Genomic DNA, 21,021 nt, shown 5'->3' on the forward strand with positions numbered 1-21,021 from the left:
AGTCCCCCAAATGTCTGCCGAAGTGAGCGCAGTTCCCTCCGCCCCTGCCGCGCGGGTATCCGCCCGGATCGCCGCGATTGCCGAGTCGGCCACGCTGGCCGTGGATGCCAAGGCCAAGGCGCTCAAGGCGGCGGGACATCCGGTGATCGGATTCGGCGCCGGGGAACCCGACTTCGCGACTCCCGATTACATTGTTGAGGCGGCCATCGAAGCTGCCCGTCAGCCCCGCAACCACCGGTATTCCCCCGCGGCTGGCCTGCCGGAGCTCAAGGCGGCCATTGCCGCCAAGACCCTGCGGGATTCCGGTTACCGCGTTGACCCGTCGCAGGTGGTCGTCACCAATGGAGGGAAACAGGCCGTCTACGAGGCATTCGCAACCCTGCTGGATCCGGGTGACGAGGTGCTGCTGCCGACGCCGTACTGGACAACCTATCCGGAGGCCATCCGGCTTGCCGGCGGTGTACCGGTGGAGGTTTTCGCCGGGCCGGAGCAGGGCTATCTGATCAGCGTCGACCAGCTGGAGGCTGCCCTGACCCCGCGGACCAAGATCCTATTGTTCGTCTCGCCGTCAAACCCGACCGGGGCCGTATATTCCCCGGAACAGACCAAGGACATCGGTCAATGGGCGGCCGCGAAGGGCTTGTGGGTCATCACCGACGAAATCTACGAGCACCTGACATACGACGGCGTGCCGTTCACCTCGATTGCCACCGCGGCGCCGGAACTCGGCGACCGCGTGGTCATCCTCAACGGCGTCGCTAAGACCTACGCCATGACCGGCTGGCGGGTTGGTTGGATGATCGGGCCCAAAGACGTAGTGAAGGCGGCGACGAATCTGCAGTCACATGCGACCTCCAACGTCGCCAACATCACCCAGCTGGCGGCCCTAGCCGCCGTCGCCGGTCCTTTGACTGCCGTGGAAGAGATGAAGGTGGCCTTCGATCGTCGCCGCAAGGCCATCGTTGCGGGTCTCAATGCGATCGACGGCGTCGTTTGCCCAACGCCGCACGGCGCCTTCTACGTGTACGCGGACGTCCGCGGGTTGCTCGGCCGCGAACTGGGCGGCGTGCGGTGCGCCACTTCGGCCGAGCTGGCCGCCCTCATCCTGGACACGGTGGAGGTGGCCGTTGTTCCCGGCGAGGCGTTCGGCCCTAGTGGCTTCCTCCGATTCTCCTACGCCCTCGGAGACGATGACCTAGCCGTTGGCGTCCGTCGGCTGCAGGAGTTCCTGGGCAGCGCGGAGTAAGGGCAGCACAGAGTAGTGGCAAGGGAAAGTGGGGCGGTGCAAAAGAGGCGAGCCATGACGCTAGTGTTCGAGGCGATCCTGCCAGCGATGCCAGGGCGCTTCCATTTTCCAATGAACGCTTAGGGTGTGGAATGCGCGGGAGAAACGACGCATGAGATTCCTTGACCCGCATAGGGCTCGAGGCGAGATTCCCACACGGAGATTGGAATCGTAGCGGATTTTGCGATGCGGTCCAAGGATGAAGCTCAAATCGATGTCGTCGTGCACTTGCGCATCGTATCGTCGTACGCTGCGCCGGACCTCGCACCAGCAGCTGCGCCGAATAGCCATATTGGAACCGAACAGGGGCCAGTGCGCCAGCGCTGCACCGACGGCGAGAAAGTACAGCCTCATGTACAGGATCCCTGCTAAGGCTCGCTGATAGCGGGGAAGACCATAAAAAACGCCGGGGCCGGTGAGACCTGTTAGCGTCTCATCCGCAGCAAAATGCGCGGCGATCCTGGCCAACCAATCGGGGGGAGGCCTGGAGTCCGCATCACACCGGACAAGAATATCCCCGACGGCGGCGTCGTAGCCGGCCGCGGCAGCGGCCCAAATGCCGTTCGCTTGCTCAGGAACCACCGCGGCACCATAGAGTTCGGCAATACGTGCGCTTTCGTCCCGGCATCCGTTGTCAACGACGATAACTTCAATCGGGTCCACTGTTTGCTTGGCGAGGGCCTGTAAGCACTGCTTGAGGTTTTCGGCGTCGTCCCTGCAGGGGATCACCACAGACAGCGTCAGCACTCTGCGGACGGTCCACCTTTTGGGACAATCCCAACCTGACCGCCCGCCGTCCTCATACTCCGCCTAACATGAATGAAGGCTGCGGGCTACTTTTTTTCTTCCAGCCGCAGTGCGATGCCGATTGCGAAAAAAGTGGGTGCCCAGTGCCCGATGAAAATTCCCCAGCGGTCTGATTGGGCCTTGGAATCGCCCGGCTTGCCTCGGCTAATAAGCCACGCTATGAAGGAAAGGGCAATGGAGGCGAATCCACCAAGATACGCATACTCACTCTTGATTCCGGTTTCGTGAAGCTTCTCAATCATTCAGACCGACCTCCGTAGGTAATCAAATCGTTGAAGAGCTTCCAGCCTTGCACAGATCGTGCATGATTTGAAGGGTCTGGATGACGCTCCCCCTTTGACGGATGGCAACCTTCTCTCCGTGCGGGATCTGCAACTGATGTCAGCGCTTGACCTAGAGCGGGTCCTCGAGAGCGGCGTAGGCATCCAATGCTCTCTCCCGTGAAGGTGCTAGTTCTACTATGGGCGGTGGGTATTTCTTATTGCCGTCCTGGGAGTGTGGCCCTTTCCAAGGCTCGTGGATCGCCTTGGGACCGAGCCCGGCGAGCTCGGCGACGAACTGGCGCAAATAAGCCCCGTCCGGATCGAATTTACGACTCTGCGTTATTGGATTGAAAACTCTAAAATATGGTGCCGCGTCGGCACCGGAGCCGGCCACCCATTGCCAGTTCGCCGGATTGTTGGCGGCGTCAGCGTCCACCAACGTGTCCCAGAACCATTGCTCGCCAACCCGCCAGTCTACGAGCAGATTCTTGACCAGGAACGACGCAACGACCATGCGTATGCGGTTATGCATCCAACCGGTCTGCCAGAGCTGGCGCATTCCGGCGTCCACCAGCGGGTATCCGGTACGGCCTTGCTGCCAGGCTGCCAGTTCCCCCGGGGACGGTGTCTGCCATTGGAAGGCATCAAATTTCCGACGATAGTTTACAGCGGCGAGGTGCGGATGGAAGTAGAGCAACTGCCAGCAGAACTCCCGCCACCCCAGTTCGGTACGGAACACCGCCAGATCCTCGGCTGCGCCACCCTGGACGGAACGAATCGCGTGCCAGATTCGAAAGGGGCTGATTTCGCCAAACCGCAGATGTGGTGACAGCCGGCTGGTTGCTTCGACGGCTGGCTTGTCTCGATCCACGGCGTAGCCGGCGCCGCCGCGGTCGCAGAATTCCGCCAAGCGGCGTTCGGCTCCGTCTTCGCCCGGGGACCATTCAGCGCTCAGTCCGGCAGCCCAGTCAGGTTTGGGCAGCAGGGACCAACTGCTCAACACGTCGCTGTCAGCATGGACGGCATCAATAAAGGACGATGCGGGCAGGGGATGGCGAGGTTCGGACCGATCGGTGCACGCTCGCCAAAATGGCGTGAAAACTTTATAGGGTGTTCCCGATCCCGTCTTGATCTCCCAAGGCTCGAACAGCAGATTGGCGTGAAAACTTGCCACCTCCAGCCCTTGGTTAGTCAAGGCGGCTTTGATCTGCCCATCAATGGCCCTCTCCGCCGAGCCATAGCGGCGGTTCCAAAAAACCGCTTCTACTTTCATCTCGCTGACGAGATCGCCCACTACGTCAAAGGCTTTGCCGCGCCGGAGTACAAGAGTGGAGCCGATTGCCTTCAGCGACAAGTCCAACGCAGCCAAGGATTTGTGGAGCCACCATTTCGTGGCACCGCCCAAAGGCCGTATCCCGGTGCTCTGCTCATCCAGAATGTAGACGACGGCAACCTTTCCGCCTCGGCCGCAGGCAGCATGAAGTGCAGGATTGTCGACTAGGCGCAGGTCATCGCGAAGCCACACCAGAGAAGTGCCCATTGGCGGTCAATCCACCGTTCAATTAGTGTTCGGACGCGCCTAGAGTTCGACGACGTGACTGTCACCGGCGTTGATCTGCTTGCCGGTGACGCGCGCCTTGGCCCAGCGAAAGGCGACGCTGGCCACGCCGCCGGGCGTTTCCCAGTATTCGGCCGAATCCGAGTCGACGTGAATGAGCGTCAGACCAGGTGTTTCAGGGCCGTCGGGGAAGAACGCCGTATTGGCCTGACTCCACAGCTCCCTGACCTTCGCCGTGTCCTGCAAGGTTTTAGCAGTGCCGGAGACCGATACCCAGTCGGTGCCATGACCGAAGGAAACATTGACCTTATTGCTTAGTTCCAGCTCCGCCACGACGGAGGTGTCCTTATCGGTAAGGAACCACAGGTCCGCATCGTCAGCGGTCTGCTGTACGGTCATCGGCCGGCTGATCGGCGTTCCAACCTTGTCGACGGTGGTGAACATGCCGATTTTGGACTTATTAACGATATCGATGATCCGGCGGATTTCCTCATTCTCTGCCATGACGTCTCCTTGCGTTGCGGTGGTAGCTTCTTCCTTTTTCATCCTATGGGTCCCGGTCAAGGGCCGGGAGGAGAACTTCATCGTGCGGCGTACCAGATGAGTAACAGCGTCACCAGGAAGCCGGTCGAAAAATTGATCCACAGGAATCGCTTCCAGCCGGCATTGGCGGATTCGGCCGAGGCGTCCGTGATGAACCAGTAGGGCGCGGCGCTGGCCGCGTAAGGAAGGACAAGAATGGCAGCTAATGGTCCCGGCCAGCTGGTGCCTAGCATCAGGACGCCGCCCAAGAGGTACAGGATCACGGACAGCCGGACGGTGCGTCTTCCATTGAGGACTGTGGCGATGGAACGGATGCCGGCGTCGCGGTCCGCGGTGATGTCCTGCACAGCGCCGAAGGCATGACTGGCTACGCCCCATAAAAAGAACGCACCCAACAGGGCCAGGAGCTGCGTGTTCCATACCGCCCCTGCCAATGCCAGTGCGAAGGTGGCGGGGCTGACGAAGTGGGTACTGGAGGTAGTAGAGTCCAAAAAAGGCCGCTCCTTGAAGCGCAGCCCTGGAACGCTGTAGGCCATAACAGCGAAGACGCTCACCGCGAGCACGGCCCACGACAGCGGATTGCCGACCACGGCAAGATAGATCAGAAAAGGGACATTAGTGACTGCCGCGGCGATGAGCGTCGTGCGATGCATGACCCGCCCGAGTACCGCGCCCTCCACTCCGCCTTTTCGTGGATTTCGCAGATCGGACTCATAGTCGAAAACATCGTTGATGCCGTACATGGCCAAATTGTAGGGAATCAGGAAGTACAGGGTTCCGATAACCCAGGTGAGATCTATTCCTCCGGTCGTCAGCAGATAGGCGGCCCCAAACGGGTATGCGGTGTTGACCCAGGAAATGGGTCGGGAGGAGACGAATAGAACTCGTAGGGGGGATGGTGTGGTTGACTGCTCACTCATGGGGTCCTTCCTGCAACGTTGTCGTCCTACCCGGCTTCTTGGCCAGCCCGATCCACATGGCCGGCAGCAGCAGGAGCGCACCGACCGGGTACGCGAAGTCCTCGAGGGGGGCCAGCCCGATCATTGCGCCGGAAATCTTCTCCGGATTGTAGCCAAAGAGGCCTGCGGCGATCATCGCGTTGTCGAAAACAGCCGTCAGCACCAACAGCAGCGCTGCAGATTGCCCCACCGCTCGCAGGTGAAAGGACCAAAGCTTGCCGCTAAGGGGGCTCCGCTGACTGATTCGGATGAAGGCGGCAACCGCGGCGACGGCAGCAGGTAGCAGGAACACGACGTTGATAGTCCAATACGTCATGAGGCACTCGCATCCCGGGATGCACGGCCGACGGAACCGGTGCCGGTCCGGGGAGGCGGCTGGAAGCTGCCGGTGCGCGCCCGCCGACTCAGGCCGGTGTAAAGGATCATGGTCAGATAGCACAGGAATGCCAGGAAGAAGGCTTCCTCCAACGGAAGCTCGGGAGCGATCATGAGGCCCGTCATAATATCTGTTTCCCCGCGATAGAAGATGCCCAATCGAATTCCCGTCACGTCCCACGACAGAAAGAATGCCATCCCTATAGCCACCACAACGGAGGCGCAGACTGGTTGTTCCCAGAAAAACAGGCGGTATCGCCAGTCCAACGTGGCCATTCCGGCCAGGGAAAGGAGCAAAACGCCCAAATACAGCATGCTCATCACCGGCTGACTCTGTCCCCGGACCTCAAATATAGGGGGGTGAGTGGTTCCGGCATAGGAGAGCTGGAGCGGTCTTTGCGGAGGCGTTTGACGGCCAGTTCGGCACTGATCAGGCACATCGGCAACCCGATGCCGGGGATGGTTGAGCTTCCCGCGTAGATCAGCCCCGTCACTTTTCGGCTCGCGTTCCCGGAACGGAGGAACGCGCTTTGTTTGAGCACATGTGCCGGTCCGAGGGCTCCCCCATGCCAGGCATTGAGGTCCATGGCGAAGTCACCCGGTGAAATTGTCCGTCGTGTTCGGACCCGGTCGGCCAGGTCGGGGATACCGGCCCAGGAGGAAATTTGCTCGATCACCGCATCCGCTATCCTCTCGATCCGATCGTCACCGGCTTTATCGACGCCGCCGCGGCCCAAGGAGGGGTCCGCCGGAATCGGCACCAGGACGAAGACGTTCTCACTGCCGTCCGGACTAAGAGAATCATCCGTTTGGCTCGGTTTGCAGATGTACAGCGACGCCGGCTCGGGGACGGAAGAGGGATCGCCGAAAATGCGGTCGAAATTCTCGGTCCAGTTTTCGGTGAACAATAAGGTGTGATGTTCCAGTTGGGGCAGGCTTCCCTCGACGCCCAGGCAAAGCAGGATGGCGCCGGGCCCACAGATTCGCCGGCCCCAATACCGCTCCGGAAAGGTCTGCAAATGGTGCGGGAGCAGCGTAGTTTCCATGTGATGGAGATCGGCGGCGCCCACCACAACGTCCGCGGCCAGCTCGCGGTTGTTCCCGTCGGCGTCAGTGAAGCGGACCCCGGTCACGCGTGGACGACTCCGATTGCGACCGCTGGGTGCGGTGATGATTTCAGTGACGGGACTGTTGGTGAGAAGGTTCGCCCCCTCTGCGTGGGCAAGACCTGCGATGGAACGAATCACCGTATCGAAGCCGCCCATGGGGTAAAGAACGCCGTCGGAGAGGTCCAAATGGCTCATCAGGTGGAACATGCTGGGCGCGGTGAAAGGTGACGCACCCAAGAACACGGCCGGATATCCCAGAATCTGGCGTAATTGCGGATTTCGAACGTACCTCCCCGCAAAGCTATCCAGAGGCTGCAGCAACAGACGGGCCAGTTTGGGCAGACGCTGCAGGACCTCCGGTCGCAGGAACGATCGAAAGGACTGGAACGAGGTGTAGAGAAAATGACGAATCGCCATCGTGTAGGTCTCTTCGGCAGAGGTGAGGTATTTGTCCAGCATTTTGCCCGCACCTGGCTCCATGCTTTCAAATAGTTCGACGACGTTGGTCCTGCCCGCCGGCAGGTCCACCGGTGTTTTTTCGGCTTCAAAAATAACGCGGTAGGCGGGGTCCAGCCGCACTAAATTCAATTGCTCCGCCGCAGAGGTGCCGAGGAGTCGGTAGAAGTGGTCGAATACCTCCGGCATCAGGTACCAGGAAGGCCCGGTGTCGAAGGTGAAGCCTTGCGATTTCCACTGGCCTGCCCGGCCGCCGAGGGTGTCCTGCTTTTCCAGCAAAGTGACGGTGTATCCACTCCTGGCCAGCAGTGCGGCGGCAGCGAGGCCGCCGATGCCACCGCCGATTACCACGGCGTGCGCTGCCGTGTGCTCCGTTGGGGGAGAGCCTGCGAAGTCATTGGGCTCAGACATCAGCCGGCGTTTCTGCTCGTGAAAATGACACGAGTGTGAGGGCAGCGGCAACGACAAGCCGTAATTTGACGCGGTTTGGTACTCGGATTCGACGTTGGAGCAAGTCGTTGGCCGGCGTACGGCGGGTCCGTCGGGACAATTCGGAGAACAACGCATGGGCAAGGGCCACGGCCCGTCTGCTGCCTGGCGGCAGAGCGCTGATTGCTGCTTTGCTGATCAATAGATCCCTATCAATGTCATCCAGCAGGCCGTCTTTTTGAGCATCGGTCAGCCGGTCAGGCACAAGATCCGGAAAGTAGCTTCGCCCCAGGACCATGAAATCCATTGAAAGATCACGCAGGAAGTTGATCTTTTGGAATGCCGCCCCCAAGTGGCGGGCCCCGTCCTTTAGCGCCTCGTAGGTGCCAGTGGCATCGCACTGACCAATGAGGAACGCTCGCAAACACATCAGTCCGATCACTTCGGCTGATCCATAAATATATTGTTCGAAGCTCTCACGCGTAAACGCTGCTGGTTGTAGGTCCGATCGCATGGATGAGAAGAATGGACGCGTCAACTCTTGTCCAAAGCCGGCGGCTCTGGCCGTCCGTGCAAAGGCATGCACGATCAGGTTGGTGCTGTAACCACATTTGATGGCGCGTTCCACTTCCGCCTCAAGGTCATCGAGCTGGCGGCCGATAGCGCTGACTTCAATTTTGGCTGCAGCCGCACCGTCTACCATTTCGTCCGCTATCCGCACCAGGGCATAAACATTCGCCACATGCGGACGAATCTCGACGGCGAGCAGCCGAACAGCCAGCGAGAAGGACGTAGAGTACTGCCGGATGACGACGGCGGCGCTCTGCGCCGCGACTCGGTCATAAAGGTCCGCTGTCGTATTTTTCATTTCTGCTCACCTTGTTCTGGCAATAACGGCCGCTATCAAGTTTTCCAGTCGCTTCCTTAGGGCTTCCGGGATGTGGGCACTGGACAGGCCTTCCAGGCCTTGATCAGCGAAACTTCGGGCCAGCCGTTCCGCATTGCGGCGGGAGCCGGATGTGGTCAGCAGTTTACGCACCGCGTCCGCTTGCGTATGGGATAAATCAGGGTTCCCCAAATGTGCTGCAATCGCGGGCCATTCGGACTGGGTCGCGGCGTAGCCCATAAGGACCGTCCGCTTGCCTTCGCGCAGATCTCCCAAGGTGCTCTTGCCGGTACCAACCTCGTGGCCAAAAACTCCGAGCAGGTCATCGACGATTTGGTAGGCGATGCCCATATCGCGACCAATTTTTCCTAGTTCTGCGATGGTTTGATCATTGGCGCCCGCGAGCACGGCGCCTGCTTTCAGCGGCGCTTCGAAGGAGTAGACAGCTGTCTTTAGCTGTTCCATCCCAATGATGTCCGAGGCCGAGATGTCAGCATCGGGAAAGGAATACTCGATGTCCAGCAACTCCCCCGCGGCCGACGCCATGATCGCGTCGTCCAAGATTTCCAGCAGACGTGTTCTGACGGTTTCCCCGACCTCGCTGCGGTCAATCAGGCGGTAGGCGTTAAAAAGAGCCAGGTCTCCTGCCACCACTGCGACGGACATGGCGCGATGTTTCGCTTCCCCAGCCGGCAGCCCAGCAGCCTTGGCTTGCTGGAGGTAACGGCCGGAAAGATTAGGCCGACCGCGGCGGACGAAATCCCGGTCCACAACGTCGTCGTGAATGATGAAGGCCGTGTGCAATAGCTCAAAGGCTGTTCCTATTTGAGCCGCGTTAAGCATTTGGGATCCGTCCAAGCCCTTATACGCCGTCCACACCATCAGGGGCCGGAAGCGCTTGCCGCCCAACGTTGTCTCTTCCAACGAATCCCACAACTTCGCAAAGCGGGGCGTCAGCTGCGCTGCCCGGGCTTTGGAGCCGGCAAAAAAGTCAGCCATAACCGTATCCACGAGACCGAGATAGACCTCGGTGGAGCCGCCAGTCTTCGTTGCTGTCCCCGGCGCAGGGCCGTTGGGGACACTACGCCCATGACCGTCCAAGAAGGAAAGTGCGTTCTCCGGGTCGGGATCAGGGACCTGATTTCGGCTGTAGTCGAATTTTACCTCGGGGTGAAACATCAGTTCTCACCTTTTCCTTCAGTCGTGGCAGGGGCGACCTTGCGTTCGAGTACGAGGACAATCCTGGCCAGATAGTCGGTGATCGCCGCCTGCTGGTCACGGCTGTAGTCAGCCACAAGTGCGTCAATTTCACTGATCATGGGCAGCAGGCTGCCCATGGCCCGCTGAGCGGATTGCGGACTGGGTACCACCAGAAGGCTGCGGCGGTCTGTGGGGTGCGGTTTGCGGTACACGTGTCCGACCTTGGCCAGTCGGTCTACCGCAACCGTCATAGCTGCTGTGCTGATCCCCAGCAATTGCGCCAAGGTACTGGGCGTCATTGGACCGCGCTGTATAAGGTGCTGCATCGCATCAAGATCCGTGGCGTTGACTTCAAGCTCTCTCCCGAGTTGCTTCTCCACTTCGTGGTTGAGGACCAATATCCGGCGCATGAGCTGCGAAGCCTCATTCCGGGTTGTCCTCGCATCCAGCCGCGGCGCTTCCTCCTCCATGAGATTCAAGATACACCTAAATCTATATACCTTGATAACTAAAATACTTAGTAATAAAGTTGTTAGGTGAAAGGAGGATGACCATGCATCCGAACCGGCGATCGTCAGGGAACGAGTTGCTCGCCCTCTCCAGCAAGAAAGATGAAGTCCGTCGACTGGTGGTTCTGCTCAGTGCCATTGCGGCGGTGATGGGTTCCTTCATCGGCTCTGGTGCCGCGGGCGGTACTCCGATTGCGCAAGCGGCAGGCGGTGCGCTGGGACCCAACGCGACGCTGATGGCCCCTGCCGTACCGGCTTTCGGTGTCTGGAGTGTGATTTATCTTGGGTCGTGTGCCTATGCCGTGTGGCAAATCCTGCCGGGCCGCGCCTTAAGCACACGCCAACGGCGACTGGGGTATCCAGTAGCGGCCTCGCTGCTGCTCAACGCCGGTTGGATTTTCGCCATCCAGGCAGGAAACCTCGCGTTGAGTGTGGCAGTCATCGCGCTTCTCGTTGCCGTACTGAGCTGGATCTTCACACTCTGTGTGCGGATGCGTCCTCAGTCCCTGGTTGAAGCCGCGATCTGCGACGGCACGTTGGGACTATATCTTGGCTGGATTTGCGTTGCCGCTGCTGCCAACGTCAGTGCCCTGCTGGTCACCGTCGGCTTCTCCGGGTGGGGAATTCAGCCAGCCGTGTGGGCTTGGTTCGTCCTGGCTGTGGCCGGGCTGATCGGAGTCGGCCTCGCAGTTTACGGTCAGGGCAGGCTGGCACCGGCGGCAACCCTGATTTGGGGTCTGGGGTGGGTGGCCGTGTCGCGGCTGTCGGGCGACCTTCCCTCAGTACCGGCGGCGTTAGCTGCGATGATCGCGGCCGTAGGCGTCGCCGTCGTAACCCTTGCGGTTAGGTTTGCAAGGGGCCGGCGCGTGAACTTGAAAAGCAGCCGGCTCCCTTCCGCCTCCGCGAGCGTCAGAGGATGTGCGTTATGAACGCCCCTAATCATGCACGTTGGTTCGGTTTGGTATTCATTAGCCTGGCGGTCGCCCTCATCATCGTCGACTCGACGATAGTCAACGTCGCAATTCCCTCGATTGTCAAAGATCTTTCCGTCACCTCTACCCAAGTTCAATGGGTGCAGGAATCTTACACTTTGGTCTTCGCAGCGCTATTGCTCGTTTTCGGTAACCTGGCGGACCGATTCGGACGGCGTCGACTGCTGGTGCTGGGGGTTGCCGTCTTTGCTCTGTCCTCGGTCCTTGCCGCGCTAAGCCAATCAGGTGATTTCCTGATCGGTGCCCGAGTACTCCAAGGGATCGGCGGAGCGATGGTGCTTCCCACCACCCTTTCCATCATCAACGCCACGTTCCAGGGCAAAGAACGCGCCCTGGCGTTCGCAGTGTGGGGGTCCACCATTGGCGGCATGACCGCCGTCGGCCCGTTGCTAGGCGGCTGGCTAACCACCGATTTTTCATGGCGGTGGGCCTTCGCCATCAATATTCCTCTCGGCGTCATCATTATCGTCGGAGCACTGCTCACCGTCGCCGAAACGAGCGATCCGGGGGCCGGCCGGAGCGTGGATTGGGGAGGTGCCGCCTTATCCGTGCTTGCAAGCGCCAGCTTGGTGTTTGGGCTCATCGAAGGACGCAACTACGGATGGTGGCTGACGAATAAACCGTTCCAGATCGGCGATTTGTCCTGGCCATACCAGCTTTCCCCCGTGCCGGTAGCGTTCGCCCTCATGGCAGCTTCCGGTGTCGTGTTCGTCGTTCGGGGCCGCGCCCGCGACCGTCGCGGCGCCAGCTCCATGCTTGACTTCAGCCTGTTCGCCATCCCATCCTTCCGCAATGGGAACATTGCCGCCATGATTGTCAGTTTGGGAGAATTTGGCATCATACTTTCGTTGCCCATTTGGCTTCAGAATGTCCTTGGCTACACCGCCCTACAAACAGGTCTAATCCTGATAGCCCTGGCCGTCGGATCTTTTCTGGCCAGCGGATTCGTTGGAGCTCTCGGAAACAAGATCCCCGCGGTGGCCGTCGTCAGGATCGGCATTGCCGCCGAAATTGTGGGGATCACAGGCCTCGGTGCGGTGATAGGACCTTCTACCGGCTGGGGAATTCTCATTCCTTTCCTCTTTGTCTACGGATTCGGCGTTGGACTCGCCACCGCCCAACTCACCGGTGTTGTCCTCAAAGACGTGCCACCTGCCAAAAGCGGGCAGGCATCCGGCACTGCGAGTACGGCTCGGCAGATCGGCTCCGCCTTAGGCATTGCAGTGCTCGGCACCATTTTGTTTACGACGGCCACCGTACAGCTGGACAACTCTCTTAAAGACCGGCTGGTACCCGAGCCGAGCCGTAGCGAGGTGGTATCCGCCGTCGTGGAAAGTTCCGGTGCCGCGATCGCAGGCTTGGAGAACAACACACAGACGCTTGCGGTAGCCGACGCTGGCAGGAAGGCATTTTCCAATGGCACTAAATACTCCGCCTATGCCGCAGCGGGTTTTCTGGCCATTGGGCTCCTGGCCACGTTGTCCTTGGGCCGCGGCACGGCGGCGGAAAAGATCCGAACCCCGGTTGCAATAACCGCCACCGTGCATCAGGCCCATAATGGACTACCGGACCACGACGACAAGAGAAACCGGAGATCTCGACCATGACTGCAACCGCCTTGGTGCTCGGATCCACCGGATACATCGGTGGCCGTCTCGTGCCACGTCTGCTGGATGCCGGATACAACGTTCGGGTTCTGGTACGGTCACCGAGCAAACTCACCGATGTTCCATGGGGGCCACGGGTGCATATTATCCAAGGGGATCTGGAGGATCCATCATCGCTGCGGACTGCGGCAGCCGGGGCTGACATCTTGTACTACCTTGTCCACTCCATGGGAGCCTCCTCGAAGAGCCACCAACAGTTTGATGAGATTGAGCGCCGCTGTGCCGCGAATGTCGCCGTCGCTGCCAGCGACGGCGGAGTGCATCGAATTGTGTACCTAAGCGGTCTGCACCCCTCCGTCACAGGGCTAAGCCGCCACCTGCGCTCAAGGGTGGACGTAGGGGAGATCCTACTGGCTTCGAGCGTCCCAACGGCCGTCCTGCAGGCGGGTGTCGTCATTGGATCCGGGTCTGCCTCCTTCGAAATGATCCGGCAGCTGACCGAAGTACTGCCCGTGATGGTGGCACCGCGGTGGGTTCGCAACCGAGTACAGCCCATCGCAGTCCGAGACGTACTGCACTACCTCCTGGGTGCCGCAGGGCTGCCGGCCGGTCTCAACCGAACTTTTGATATAGGGGGCCCGGACGTTCTGCGCTACGACGAAGTAATGAATGGCTACGCCGCGGAAACAGGGCTGCCGCATCGACCCGTTCTTGCCTTACCGGTCCTCACGCCATGGCTTGCTTCGCAATGGGTCAATCTCGTCACCCCGATTCCGCGGTCTTTGGCCGTGCCGCTGATCGGTTCGCTACTCTACGATTGCATCGTCCAAGAACAGGATATTCACAGCTACGTGCCGCTGCCGGGGCCCGGTCCGACCGGTTACCGTCAGGCCGTCCGGCTCGCCTTGGCCAAACTAGCAGTCGGAGACGTGGAAACGAGTTGGCAGGATGCGTCCGTCCTTGGCGCGCCCAGTGATCCTATGCCCAGCGACCCGCAGTGGGCCGGACAACGCATCTATCACGACACGAGACAACAGCACACCCACGCCGATAGGGAGCAACTATGGCAGGTCATTGAAGGCATCGGCGGCGACAACGGCTGGTACTCCTTCCCGCTGGCCTGGGCCATTCGTGGCTGGATGGACAGACTCGTCGGCGGCGTTGGATTGCGCCGCGGGCGACGGCACCCCAAACAACTGAATACCGGCGACGCGCTGGATTTTTGGCGGGTTGAAAAGATCGATCGTGGACACTTGCTTCGACTCAGGGCAGAGATGAAAGTACCGGGTCTTGCATGGCTCGAAATGCAGGCCAAGGACGACGACGGCGGCTCCCTATACGTCCAGCGGGCCCTGTTCTTTCCCAGGGGATTAGGGGGAAGGCTCTACTGGCTGGCCGTTCTGCCGTTCCATGGCGTGATCTTCAAAGGCATGGCGCACCGGATTTCAGAAGCTGCGGCCAGCACGACCACGAACCGAAAGGACATAAAATGAACACTCCGGTGGAGCACGTCCGGCTGATGGACCACGAGGGCCGCGAAATTGGCACCGCAGACAAGCGGACAGTGCACAGTCGAAACACCCCTCTGCACCTGGCCTTTTCCTGCCATGTTTTCGACACCCACGGACGCACCCTAGTCACCCGGCGCGCCCTGTCAAAACTGACATGGCCGGGGGTGTGGACAAACGCCTTCTGCGGACACCCGGCCCCCGGTGAATCGTTCGAGAATGCAATCGGCCGACGGGCAGCGGAAGAGCTCCGCATTGAACTAACCGCGCCCACCCTTGTATTGCCTGAATTCCGCTACCGCGCCGTTGACGCATCCGGCATCGTCGAAAACGAAATCTGCCCGGTGTTCAGCGCCATTTATTGGGATGGTCCGACCCTAGATCCGAACTCCCTCGAAGTGTGCGATTGGGCTTGGGTAAAGCTTCAAGACCTACGCCGGTCAGCGGCCGCGACTCCCTTTGCCTTCAGTCCCTGGCTGGTCCTTCAGCTGCAGGACGGCGTCGCACTCTCGTCAACGAACTGAGCCAGCCCAATGTGGAAGCTTCGATCCTGCATTTGCCGATTTAGTCGCCTTCGGTAAGGTACTTCTCGCCACTTTCTGATTCATGGCTAGTAAACTTTTTGTCCATTTCGGCCATCGACGCTGCTTCTGCCTCGCTCGGGGGCTTTACCGGGTCGTCGCTTGCCGAACGATCCGCATCACCGAAAATCGCTCCAAGGCCCTTGGCATCCTGAGTTACTTCACCCGGTGCCAATTCCTCGGAGGATCCGCGCCGGTTTTCATCTTCTCCCTGGGCTGCGGAACGGGCTCCGGAAGAACCTTGGACGGGGAGAGGAGGCTCTTCCCCGCGGTCGTCCTGACTCGCCATATCATGATCCTTCCAATCCCATTGAGTGGAGCTTGAAACCTCATGATAACAATTCAATCGTGAGCGGGCTCTCCTGGGCTGAGATTGGACATACAGCGTCCGCGCGCCGGACCCGAGTTGCCCGCGTCACACGACCGTCTAGACTCGTTGGAAGAGCTCAACGGAGTGCTCGGCATCCTTGACCACTCCTCCCGAAGGACTTGCGCCAAATATGAAAATCGGAATTCTCACCAGCGGCGGCGACTGCCCCGGGCTCAACGCTGTGATCCGCGGTGCCGTACTGAAGGGCATCAAAATCCATGGGCAGGAATTTGTCGGTTTCCGCGACGGCTGGCGCGGCGTCGTCGAGGGCGACATCATGGACCTGCCGCGGCAAAGTGTCCGCGGTATTTCCAAGCAGGGTGGCACTATTCTGGGAACCTCGCGCACCAATCCGTTCGAGGGTAACGGCGGTTCCGATGTCATCAAGGCGCACATGGACCGGATGGGGATCGACGCGATCATTGCGATCGGCGGTGAGGGCACCCTTGCAGCGGCCAAACGGCTCACCGACGCAGGATTGAAGATTGTCGGTGTGCCGAAAACCGTTGACAATGATCTGGACGCGACGGACTACACCTTCGGCTTTGACACCGCTGTCCAAATCGCGACGGAAGCGATCGACAGGCTCCGCACTACCGGCGAATCTCATCATCGCTGCATGATTGCCGAGGTGATGGGCCGGCATGTGGGCTGGATTGCGTTGCACGCAGGCATGGCCTCCGGCGCCCACGCAATCCTCATCCCCGAACAGCCCATCAGCATGGAACAAATCACAGACTGGGTCGACGAAGCCCACGAACGCGGCAGGGCGCCTCTGGTTGTGGTGGCGGAAGGCTTCGTCACCACGGACATGGAGTCACCCCATTCGGAACGGGGGCTGGACACCTTCGGCCGGCCGCGACTAGGCGGAATCGCCGATCAGCTGGCCCCTGCGATCGAGGAACGGACCGGAATCGAAACCCGGGCCACCATCCTCGGCCACATTCAGCGCGGCGGTGTGCCTTCGGCCTTTGATCGCGTCCTGGCCACCCGCTTGGGCATGGCGGCCATTGATTCGGTGGTCGACGGCATGTGGGGAACCATGGTCTCCCTCACCGGCACCGAAATTGACCATGTCCCGTTCGACAAGGCGCTGGGCAACCTTAAGACGGTTCCGCAGCACCGCTATGACGAGGCCGCCATCCTCTTCGGCTGATTCCGATCGGATCCCGACCCGACATGATTCCATCAGAGCGGATGTGAGACCGTGGAAACATGAGTTTTGACGAGGGCAGCATTCCCATCGTGCAGCTGGCGTGGGAACGGCGGCTCGGATTGCACGACGGCGCCATCGGCCGCGCCGCTGAAACGGACACCGGCAGGGTGGTTAAGTGCGACGACGACGCCGTTACCCTAAGCTTCATCCGACTCTGGGGCCGCTCGCTGCTGGTGGGCCCCGGCTGGGTCGTCGATGCTGCCGCCGGTTTCACCGACGCCGAACTCACAGATCACGCCACCCTGCTCGGCTTGACTCGTGCTTATGGCGGCCACGGCCTCGGTACGGCGTCCCTGTATTTCGCCGATGACCTCCCCTTGGTCCAGCCAGCCACTGAACTCGCTGTCTCGGCGGGCAATCCGGCGGCCGTCCGGCTCGAATTGCAGTGCCCTCCGGATGACGCGAATGAGATAAGGCTGGGCACCTTGGAACATAAGTTCACGTTGATGAACGAAGACGTTCCGTTGGCCTGCGGTGCCTATACCGAGTGGCAGGGCCTGCTGGCCAGGCTCGGAGTTCTGGTCGCTCCGGACCAACGGCGCCAGGGCTGGGGTCTATTGGCCGCGTCGGTGGCCGCGCACGAGGCGCTGGCCTCTGGACTGATCCTGCAATGGCGGGCCGACGTGAGCAATTTTGCGTCCAATGCCCTGGCCCGCTCGCTGGGTCTGGAATGGGCCGGGACCCAGCCATCCGTCCGGCTGGGCTGATCCGACTCCTCGCGGGCTGAGCGCACCGCCAGTGGACTGACCGGCCACCGCGCGGCGACCGCGCAGCCCGCCCCTAACCGGCCGGCCGGCTACTCGGCGTCTACAGGGACGGCCACGTGCCTTCCGGATCGGGCAGCGCGGGCATTGCCCTCCCCCGCTGACGGCCCCACTGGCACGGCCGCGCCGCCGTCGGCCTTTACAGCGCTCTGGCCGCTGCCACCGTCCCAGTTTCCGACCGGCTTCGGCTTGGCCAGGAACATCGCCACCGCGGCGCCAAGGATAATGACAGCGGCGGGCAGCATGACGGACTGGCCCATGGCCGTGGAGAAGCCGGCATGAAGCACCTGCGGCAGGCTCCCGGAGAACTCCATCGAATTGCTTTGTCCGGTGGCGCCGGGAATCTTCGGCAGCTCCGCCGACAGCCGCGCCTGCATCAGCGCAGCGATCGCGGCACTGCCGAGGACGGCACCGACCTGGCGGGTGGTGTTGTAAATCCCGGCACCGGCACCGGCCTCACGCGGCCCCAGATTGCGGGTTGCTGTGGTGGAAAGCGGCGCCCAGATCCCCGCGTTCGCCAGCCCCAGCACGGCACTTGGCAGCAGGAACAACCAGATGGACGTATCCGGTGCCATCAAAGCCGCGTTCCAGAACAGCGCAACGGCCATCAGCGCCAGCCCCGCGGACGCGATATATTTCGGGTTGACCCGATCCACGAGCCTGCCCACCACGGGGGCCAGCCCGCCTGAGATCAGCGCCATCGGCACCATCATCAGGGCCGATTGGGTCGGGGTCAGCCCGCGGACCAGCTGGTAGTAGAAGATCAGGGGAAGGCTCATGGCGGTAATGCTGAAGCCCACGGTGGTGATGGCGATGTTGGCCAGCGAGAAGTTGCGTTCGCGGAACAGCTGCAGTGGAAGCAGCGGCTCGCCCTTGTTCAGCGCCTGCCAGATCACGAAGAGTACCAGCACGGCGATGCCGGCACTAATGAGCCCCCAGACGCTGATGACGCCGGTGATGGTCCCCCAGTTGTAGGTGCTCCCTTCCTGGATTCCGAAGACCAGCAGGAACATGCCGACGGCGCTGAGCACCACGCCCACAATGTCGAACCTGTGCGGGTGCGTGCTCAGCGTCGGCACCAGCCGCCAGGCCAGCACGAAGCCGACGATGCCGATGGGAACGTTGATGAAGAAAATCCATTCCCAGCCCAGCCCGTCCACCAGCACCCCGCCCAGGATCGGCCCCACCAGGGTGGCGACGCCGGCCGTGGCACCCCACAGCCCCATCGCCTGCCCGCGGCGGTCCGGCGGGAAGATCCGCGTGATGACCGCCATGGTCTGCGGTGTCATCAGTGCAGCGCCCAGACCCTGCACCGCCCGTGCGGTGATCAGCATGGTGATATCACCGGACAGGCCACACCAGAGCGAGGCAAGGGTGAAGACCACCAGACCGGCCAGGTAAAGATTCTTCGGGCCGAAGCGGTCACCCAGGCGGCCGGTGATCAGCAAAGGCACCGCGTACGCCAGCAGGTAGGCGCTCGTCACCCAGATGACGGAATTAATATCCGCGTGCAGACCATCCATAATGGCCGGATTGGCCACCGAAACAATGGTCGTGTCGATCAGAATCATAAAAAAGCCGATCACCAGCGACCAGAGGGCCGGCCACGGCCGTTTCACGTTTTCCACTGTGCTCCTTGGGAAAGGACCTACCAGCCAAGGCTGCCGGTCTTGATGTCTTTTTGCAGGCCGCGGACCCAGTCAATCTCCGCCCGCAGCATGGTCATTTGATATGAAAGATCGATCCAGTATTTCTTTGCCACGTTTTTTTCCGTGACGATCCGTTCGCCGTGGACCAGTCGGGTCAGCTGTCCCTCCAGCGCGGCGACGCGCTCCTCCAGTAGTTCGACGACGTCGTCCCCCGGCAGGTTGTGCGCTTCAGCGACACCCAGTGGGAAGCTGGGGTATTCGTTGACCGGGGTGGCCAGCAGATCCCGGAGCCGAACCGACAGCGCTTCCCGTCCGGGCCCGGAAATTTCGTAGCTGGTCCGTTCCGGACGGTTCCCTTCCCGGTCTGTACCGGCCGCCCTGACCAGCCCCTGCTCTTCCAACCGCCCGACACAGTGGTACAGCGTTCCCGGGCGGATCTTGAGCAGCCGATCCTCGCTGCGCGCCATCAGCAACTGGTACATCTCGTACGGGTGCATGGGCCGCTCGGCCAGCAGGGCCAGGGCGGCAACCGACAACGGATTGAGGGCGGAGGAACGAGGCATGTCTGCTGCTCCTGGAGGTGGTTGGGCGGCATTTGGGCCGAGTGGCACGCGGACCAGCTGGTCCGAAATGAGGCGGCGGGACTTACCGGGGGCCAGGCTGCTCGTTGAGGATTATTCCAGATAGAATATACAGCGGTCTTTGTCGTTCCCGCAACCCGCAGATTGCCAAGCATGCATCTTGTCATGATTCTCCGGGAGCACGGCGGGGTTGTGCCCGTTAGCGCGGCACCCGAAGGAAACCGGTCTGGCGGCCAACGACCTGCCCGGCGTCGGGGGCCACGATCGTTTCCTGAGCCGCCACGTATTTTTCCCCGGCATCGAGCACCGTCAGTTCCGCGGCGGGATCCACGGTCCGCTTGATCACGGCCAGCGCGATCGGACCCATCTCGAAGTGCTGGGCCACCGAGGTCACCGTTCCCACCTGGCGTTCCCCAAGGAGCACAGCGCTGCCGGCCGCGGGCAGCGTGTGCTGCGAGCCGTCCAGCTGCAGGAACACCAGCCGGCGGGGCGGATGACCCAGGTTGTGGACCCGGGCCACCGTTTCCTGGCCCTTGTAACAACCCTTGGCCAGGTGCACCGCGGTGCGCAGCAGGTCCAGCTCATGCGGGATCGTCTTATCGTCGGTCTCGGCGCCCAGACGCGGCCGCCAGGCGGCGATCCGCAGCGCCTCGGCGGCCCACGATCCGGCCAGCGGCCGTACCCCCACGGCCGCATCAAGATCTGCCATCGGGATCAGGTATTCGAACCAGCTGCGGTCCAGCCCGGGGTGTGACTCCTCGGGAACCGCGGTGTAAGCGAAACCGCCGGGAGCAATGTGCGGCCACGGATCGCGCCAACAGAGACGTTCGGACCACTCAGTCACCGGATTCACCGTGCCGGCCACGGCCCAAAGCCCGGAAACGTCAGCGACCTCGACGCGCAGCATAAACCTCATGCCGGTCAGCCATGCGGCCAGCGGCGCCGCCTCGGCTGCTTCGACAATCAGCCAGGTGGTGGCGCCGTCGTCGAGCACCCGCACGTCATGCTCAATCCGTCCCTGAATACTGAGCAGCAGCAGCTCCGTGCTTACCCCGGGCGCCAGATCGGTCAGCTGCGCAGAGGAGAGCGTATTGAGCCAGCTGAGCCGGTCAGGGCCGGAAACCGTCACCACGCCGCGGTGGGAAAGGTCGACGACGGCGGTGAGGTTCTTTCCCTGCGCGGCGGCGACGTGCACGCCAGCCAGCAGGCGCTGTTCACGGTATGGATCACCGTAGTGGGCGGCAACGCCGGCGTCCAGACCACCGGCCTCGACGGCGCCCGGGCGCCGCAACAGAGTGCTGTTATACGTCATGTTGGCCTAACGCTTCCGTCGGGACCGGTATTCCGCCACGGTACGGCGCCAACGGCTTGCCA

At 61.4% G+C, this 21,021-nt stretch carries 22 protein-coding genes; 7 read left to right on the forward strand and 15 right to left on the reverse strand.

Annotated features, from left to right (window positions below; all coding sequences use genetic code 11):
- The first annotated feature begins 10 nt into the window (after nucleotides 1-10).
- Nucleotides 11-1,246: a pyridoxal phosphate-dependent aminotransferase gene (locus QMG52_RS07270; protein ID WP_283559753.1), complete on the forward strand. Its 1,236-nt coding sequence runs from the start codon at nucleotides 11-13 to the stop codon at nucleotides 1,244-1,246.
- Nucleotides 1,247-1,306: 60 nt separating this feature from the next.
- Here QMG52_RS07270 and QMG52_RS07275 read toward each other — a convergent pair whose 3' ends face one another.
- From QMG52_RS07275 to QMG52_RS07325, 11 genes are all read right to left on the reverse strand, one after another.
- A complete protein-coding gene (locus tag QMG52_RS07275) occupies nucleotides 1,307-2,032 on the reverse strand; it encodes a glycosyltransferase family 2 protein (RefSeq protein WP_283559754.1) in 726 nt (241 codons plus the stop codon).
- An 86-nt stretch (nucleotides 2,033-2,118) separates the two neighbouring features.
- A complete protein-coding gene (locus QMG52_RS07280; protein ID WP_283559755.1) occupies nucleotides 2,119-2,334 on the reverse strand; it encodes a hypothetical protein in 216 nt (71 codons plus the stop codon).
- A 151-nt stretch (nucleotides 2,335-2,485) separates the two neighbouring features.
- Nucleotides 2,486-3,895 (reverse strand): cryptochrome/photolyase family protein, encoded by a 1,410-nt coding sequence (locus QMG52_RS07285; RefSeq protein ID WP_283559756.1) that lies wholly within the window; start codon nucleotides 3,893-3,895, stop codon nucleotides 2,486-2,488.
- 39 nt (nucleotides 3,896-3,934) lie between these two features.
- On the reverse strand, nucleotides 3,935-4,417 hold the full coding sequence (locus QMG52_RS07290) for a pyridoxamine 5'-phosphate oxidase family protein (RefSeq protein ID WP_283559757.1): 483 nt from the start codon (nucleotides 4,415-4,417) through the stop codon (nucleotides 3,935-3,937).
- Nucleotides 4,418-4,494: 77 nt separating this feature from the next.
- Nucleotides 4,495-5,376: a prenyltransferase gene (locus QMG52_RS07295; protein WP_283559758.1), complete on the reverse strand. Its 882-nt coding sequence runs from the start codon at nucleotides 5,374-5,376 to the stop codon at nucleotides 4,495-4,497.
- Nucleotides 5,369-5,731: a lycopene cyclase domain-containing protein gene (locus QMG52_RS07300; RefSeq protein ID WP_283559759.1), complete on the reverse strand. Its 363-nt coding sequence runs from the start codon at nucleotides 5,729-5,731 to the stop codon at nucleotides 5,369-5,371. Before QMG52_RS07300 ends, QMG52_RS07295 begins: the two co-directional genes overlap by 8 nt.
- Nucleotides 5,728-6,111, reverse strand: coding sequence for a lycopene cyclase domain-containing protein (locus QMG52_RS07305; RefSeq protein ID WP_283559760.1), 384 nt, complete (start codon nucleotides 6,109-6,111; stop codon nucleotides 5,728-5,730). The genes QMG52_RS07300 and QMG52_RS07305 overlap by 4 nt, the downstream gene beginning before the upstream one ends.
- Nucleotides 6,111-7,766: a phytoene desaturase family protein gene (gene crtI / locus QMG52_RS07310; RefSeq protein WP_283559761.1), complete on the reverse strand. Its 1,656-nt coding sequence runs from the start codon at nucleotides 7,764-7,766 to the stop codon at nucleotides 6,111-6,113. The genes QMG52_RS07305 and crtI overlap by 1 nt, the downstream gene beginning before the upstream one ends.
- Nucleotides 7,759-8,652 carry a phytoene/squalene synthase family protein gene (locus QMG52_RS07315; protein WP_283559762.1) on the reverse strand — a complete coding sequence of 298 codons (894 nt, stop codon included), beginning with the start codon at nucleotides 8,650-8,652 and terminating at the stop codon, nucleotides 7,759-7,761. The genes crtI and QMG52_RS07315 overlap by 8 nt, the downstream gene beginning before the upstream one ends.
- 6 nt (nucleotides 8,653-8,658) lie before the next feature.
- Nucleotides 8,659-9,849 carry a polyprenyl synthetase family protein gene (locus tag QMG52_RS07320; protein WP_283559763.1) on the reverse strand — a complete coding sequence of 397 codons (1,191 nt, stop codon included), beginning with the start codon at nucleotides 9,847-9,849 and terminating at the stop codon, nucleotides 8,659-8,661.
- Nucleotides 9,849-10,340: a MarR family winged helix-turn-helix transcriptional regulator gene (locus QMG52_RS07325; protein WP_283559799.1), complete on the reverse strand. Its 492-nt coding sequence runs from the start codon at nucleotides 10,338-10,340 to the stop codon at nucleotides 9,849-9,851. The genes QMG52_RS07320 and QMG52_RS07325 overlap by 1 nt, the downstream gene beginning before the upstream one ends.
- Nucleotides 10,341-10,423: 83 nt before the next feature.
- Here QMG52_RS07325 and QMG52_RS07330 point away from each other — a divergent pair, with 83 nt between their 5' ends.
- The 4 genes from QMG52_RS07330 to idi are packed head-to-tail and all read left to right on the forward strand — an operon-like array spanning nucleotide 10,424 to nucleotide 15,010.
- Complete coding sequence (locus QMG52_RS07330) at nucleotides 10,424-11,308, forward strand: TspO-related membrane protein (protein ID WP_283559764.1); 885 nt, start codon at nucleotides 10,424-10,426, stop codon at nucleotides 11,306-11,308.
- Entirely contained in the window at nucleotides 11,305-12,978 is a 1,674-nt protein-coding gene (locus QMG52_RS07335; RefSeq protein ID WP_283559765.1) for an MFS transporter, read from the forward strand. Before QMG52_RS07330 ends, QMG52_RS07335 begins: the two co-directional genes overlap by 4 nt.
- Nucleotides 12,975-14,471, forward strand: coding sequence for an SDR family oxidoreductase (locus QMG52_RS07340; RefSeq protein WP_283559766.1), 1,497 nt, complete (start codon nucleotides 12,975-12,977; stop codon nucleotides 14,469-14,471). Before QMG52_RS07335 ends, QMG52_RS07340 begins: the two co-directional genes overlap by 4 nt.
- Nucleotides 14,468-15,010: an isopentenyl-diphosphate Delta-isomerase gene (gene idi / locus QMG52_RS07345; protein ID WP_283559767.1), complete on the forward strand. Its 543-nt coding sequence runs from the start codon at nucleotides 14,468-14,470 to the stop codon at nucleotides 15,008-15,010. The genes QMG52_RS07340 and idi overlap by 4 nt, the downstream gene beginning before the upstream one ends.
- A 40-nt stretch (nucleotides 15,011-15,050) precedes the next feature.
- On the opposite strand, the gene QMG52_RS07350 is transcribed toward idi, so the two are convergent.
- Nucleotides 15,051-15,356: a hypothetical protein gene (locus QMG52_RS07350; protein WP_283559768.1), complete on the reverse strand. Its 306-nt coding sequence runs from the start codon at nucleotides 15,354-15,356 to the stop codon at nucleotides 15,051-15,053.
- A 211-nt stretch (nucleotides 15,357-15,567) separates the two neighbouring features.
- Between QMG52_RS07350 and QMG52_RS07355 the strand changes: the two genes are divergently transcribed.
- Complete coding sequence (locus QMG52_RS07355) at nucleotides 15,568-16,593, forward strand: 6-phosphofructokinase (RefSeq protein ID WP_283559769.1); 1,026 nt, start codon at nucleotides 15,568-15,570, stop codon at nucleotides 16,591-16,593.
- Between the two features lie 59 nt (nucleotides 16,594-16,652).
- Complete coding sequence (locus QMG52_RS07360) at nucleotides 16,653-17,360, forward strand: GNAT family N-acetyltransferase (protein ID WP_283559770.1); 708 nt, start codon at nucleotides 16,653-16,655, stop codon at nucleotides 17,358-17,360.
- A gap of 89 nt (nucleotides 17,361-17,449) precedes the next feature.
- Here the strand turns inward: QMG52_RS07360 and QMG52_RS07365 are convergent, their stop codons facing one another.
- The 3 genes from QMG52_RS07365 to ygfZ all read right to left on the reverse strand — a co-directional run bounded on the left by QMG52_RS07365 (nucleotide 17,450) and on the right by ygfZ (nucleotide 20,959).
- Nucleotides 17,450-19,045 carry a DHA2 family efflux MFS transporter permease subunit gene (locus tag QMG52_RS07365; protein WP_283559771.1) on the reverse strand — a complete coding sequence of 532 codons (1,596 nt, stop codon included), beginning with the start codon at nucleotides 19,043-19,045 and terminating at the stop codon, nucleotides 17,450-17,452.
- 20 nt (nucleotides 19,046-19,065) lie between these two features.
- Nucleotides 19,066-19,629 (reverse strand): PadR family transcriptional regulator, encoded by a 564-nt coding sequence (locus QMG52_RS07370; RefSeq protein ID WP_283559772.1) that lies wholly within the window; start codon nucleotides 19,627-19,629, stop codon nucleotides 19,066-19,068.
- Nucleotides 19,630-19,846: 217 nt separating this feature from the next.
- Entirely contained in the window at nucleotides 19,847-20,959 is a 1,113-nt protein-coding gene (ygfZ, locus tag QMG52_RS07375) for a CAF17-like 4Fe-4S cluster assembly/insertion protein YgfZ (protein WP_283559773.1), read from the reverse strand.
- Nucleotides 20,960-21,021 lie beyond the last annotated feature (62 nt).

Source organism: Paenarthrobacter sp. PH39-S1, assembly GCF_030063245.1.
Lineage (GTDB): Bacteria > Actinomycetota > Actinomycetes > Actinomycetales > Micrococcaceae > Arthrobacter_M.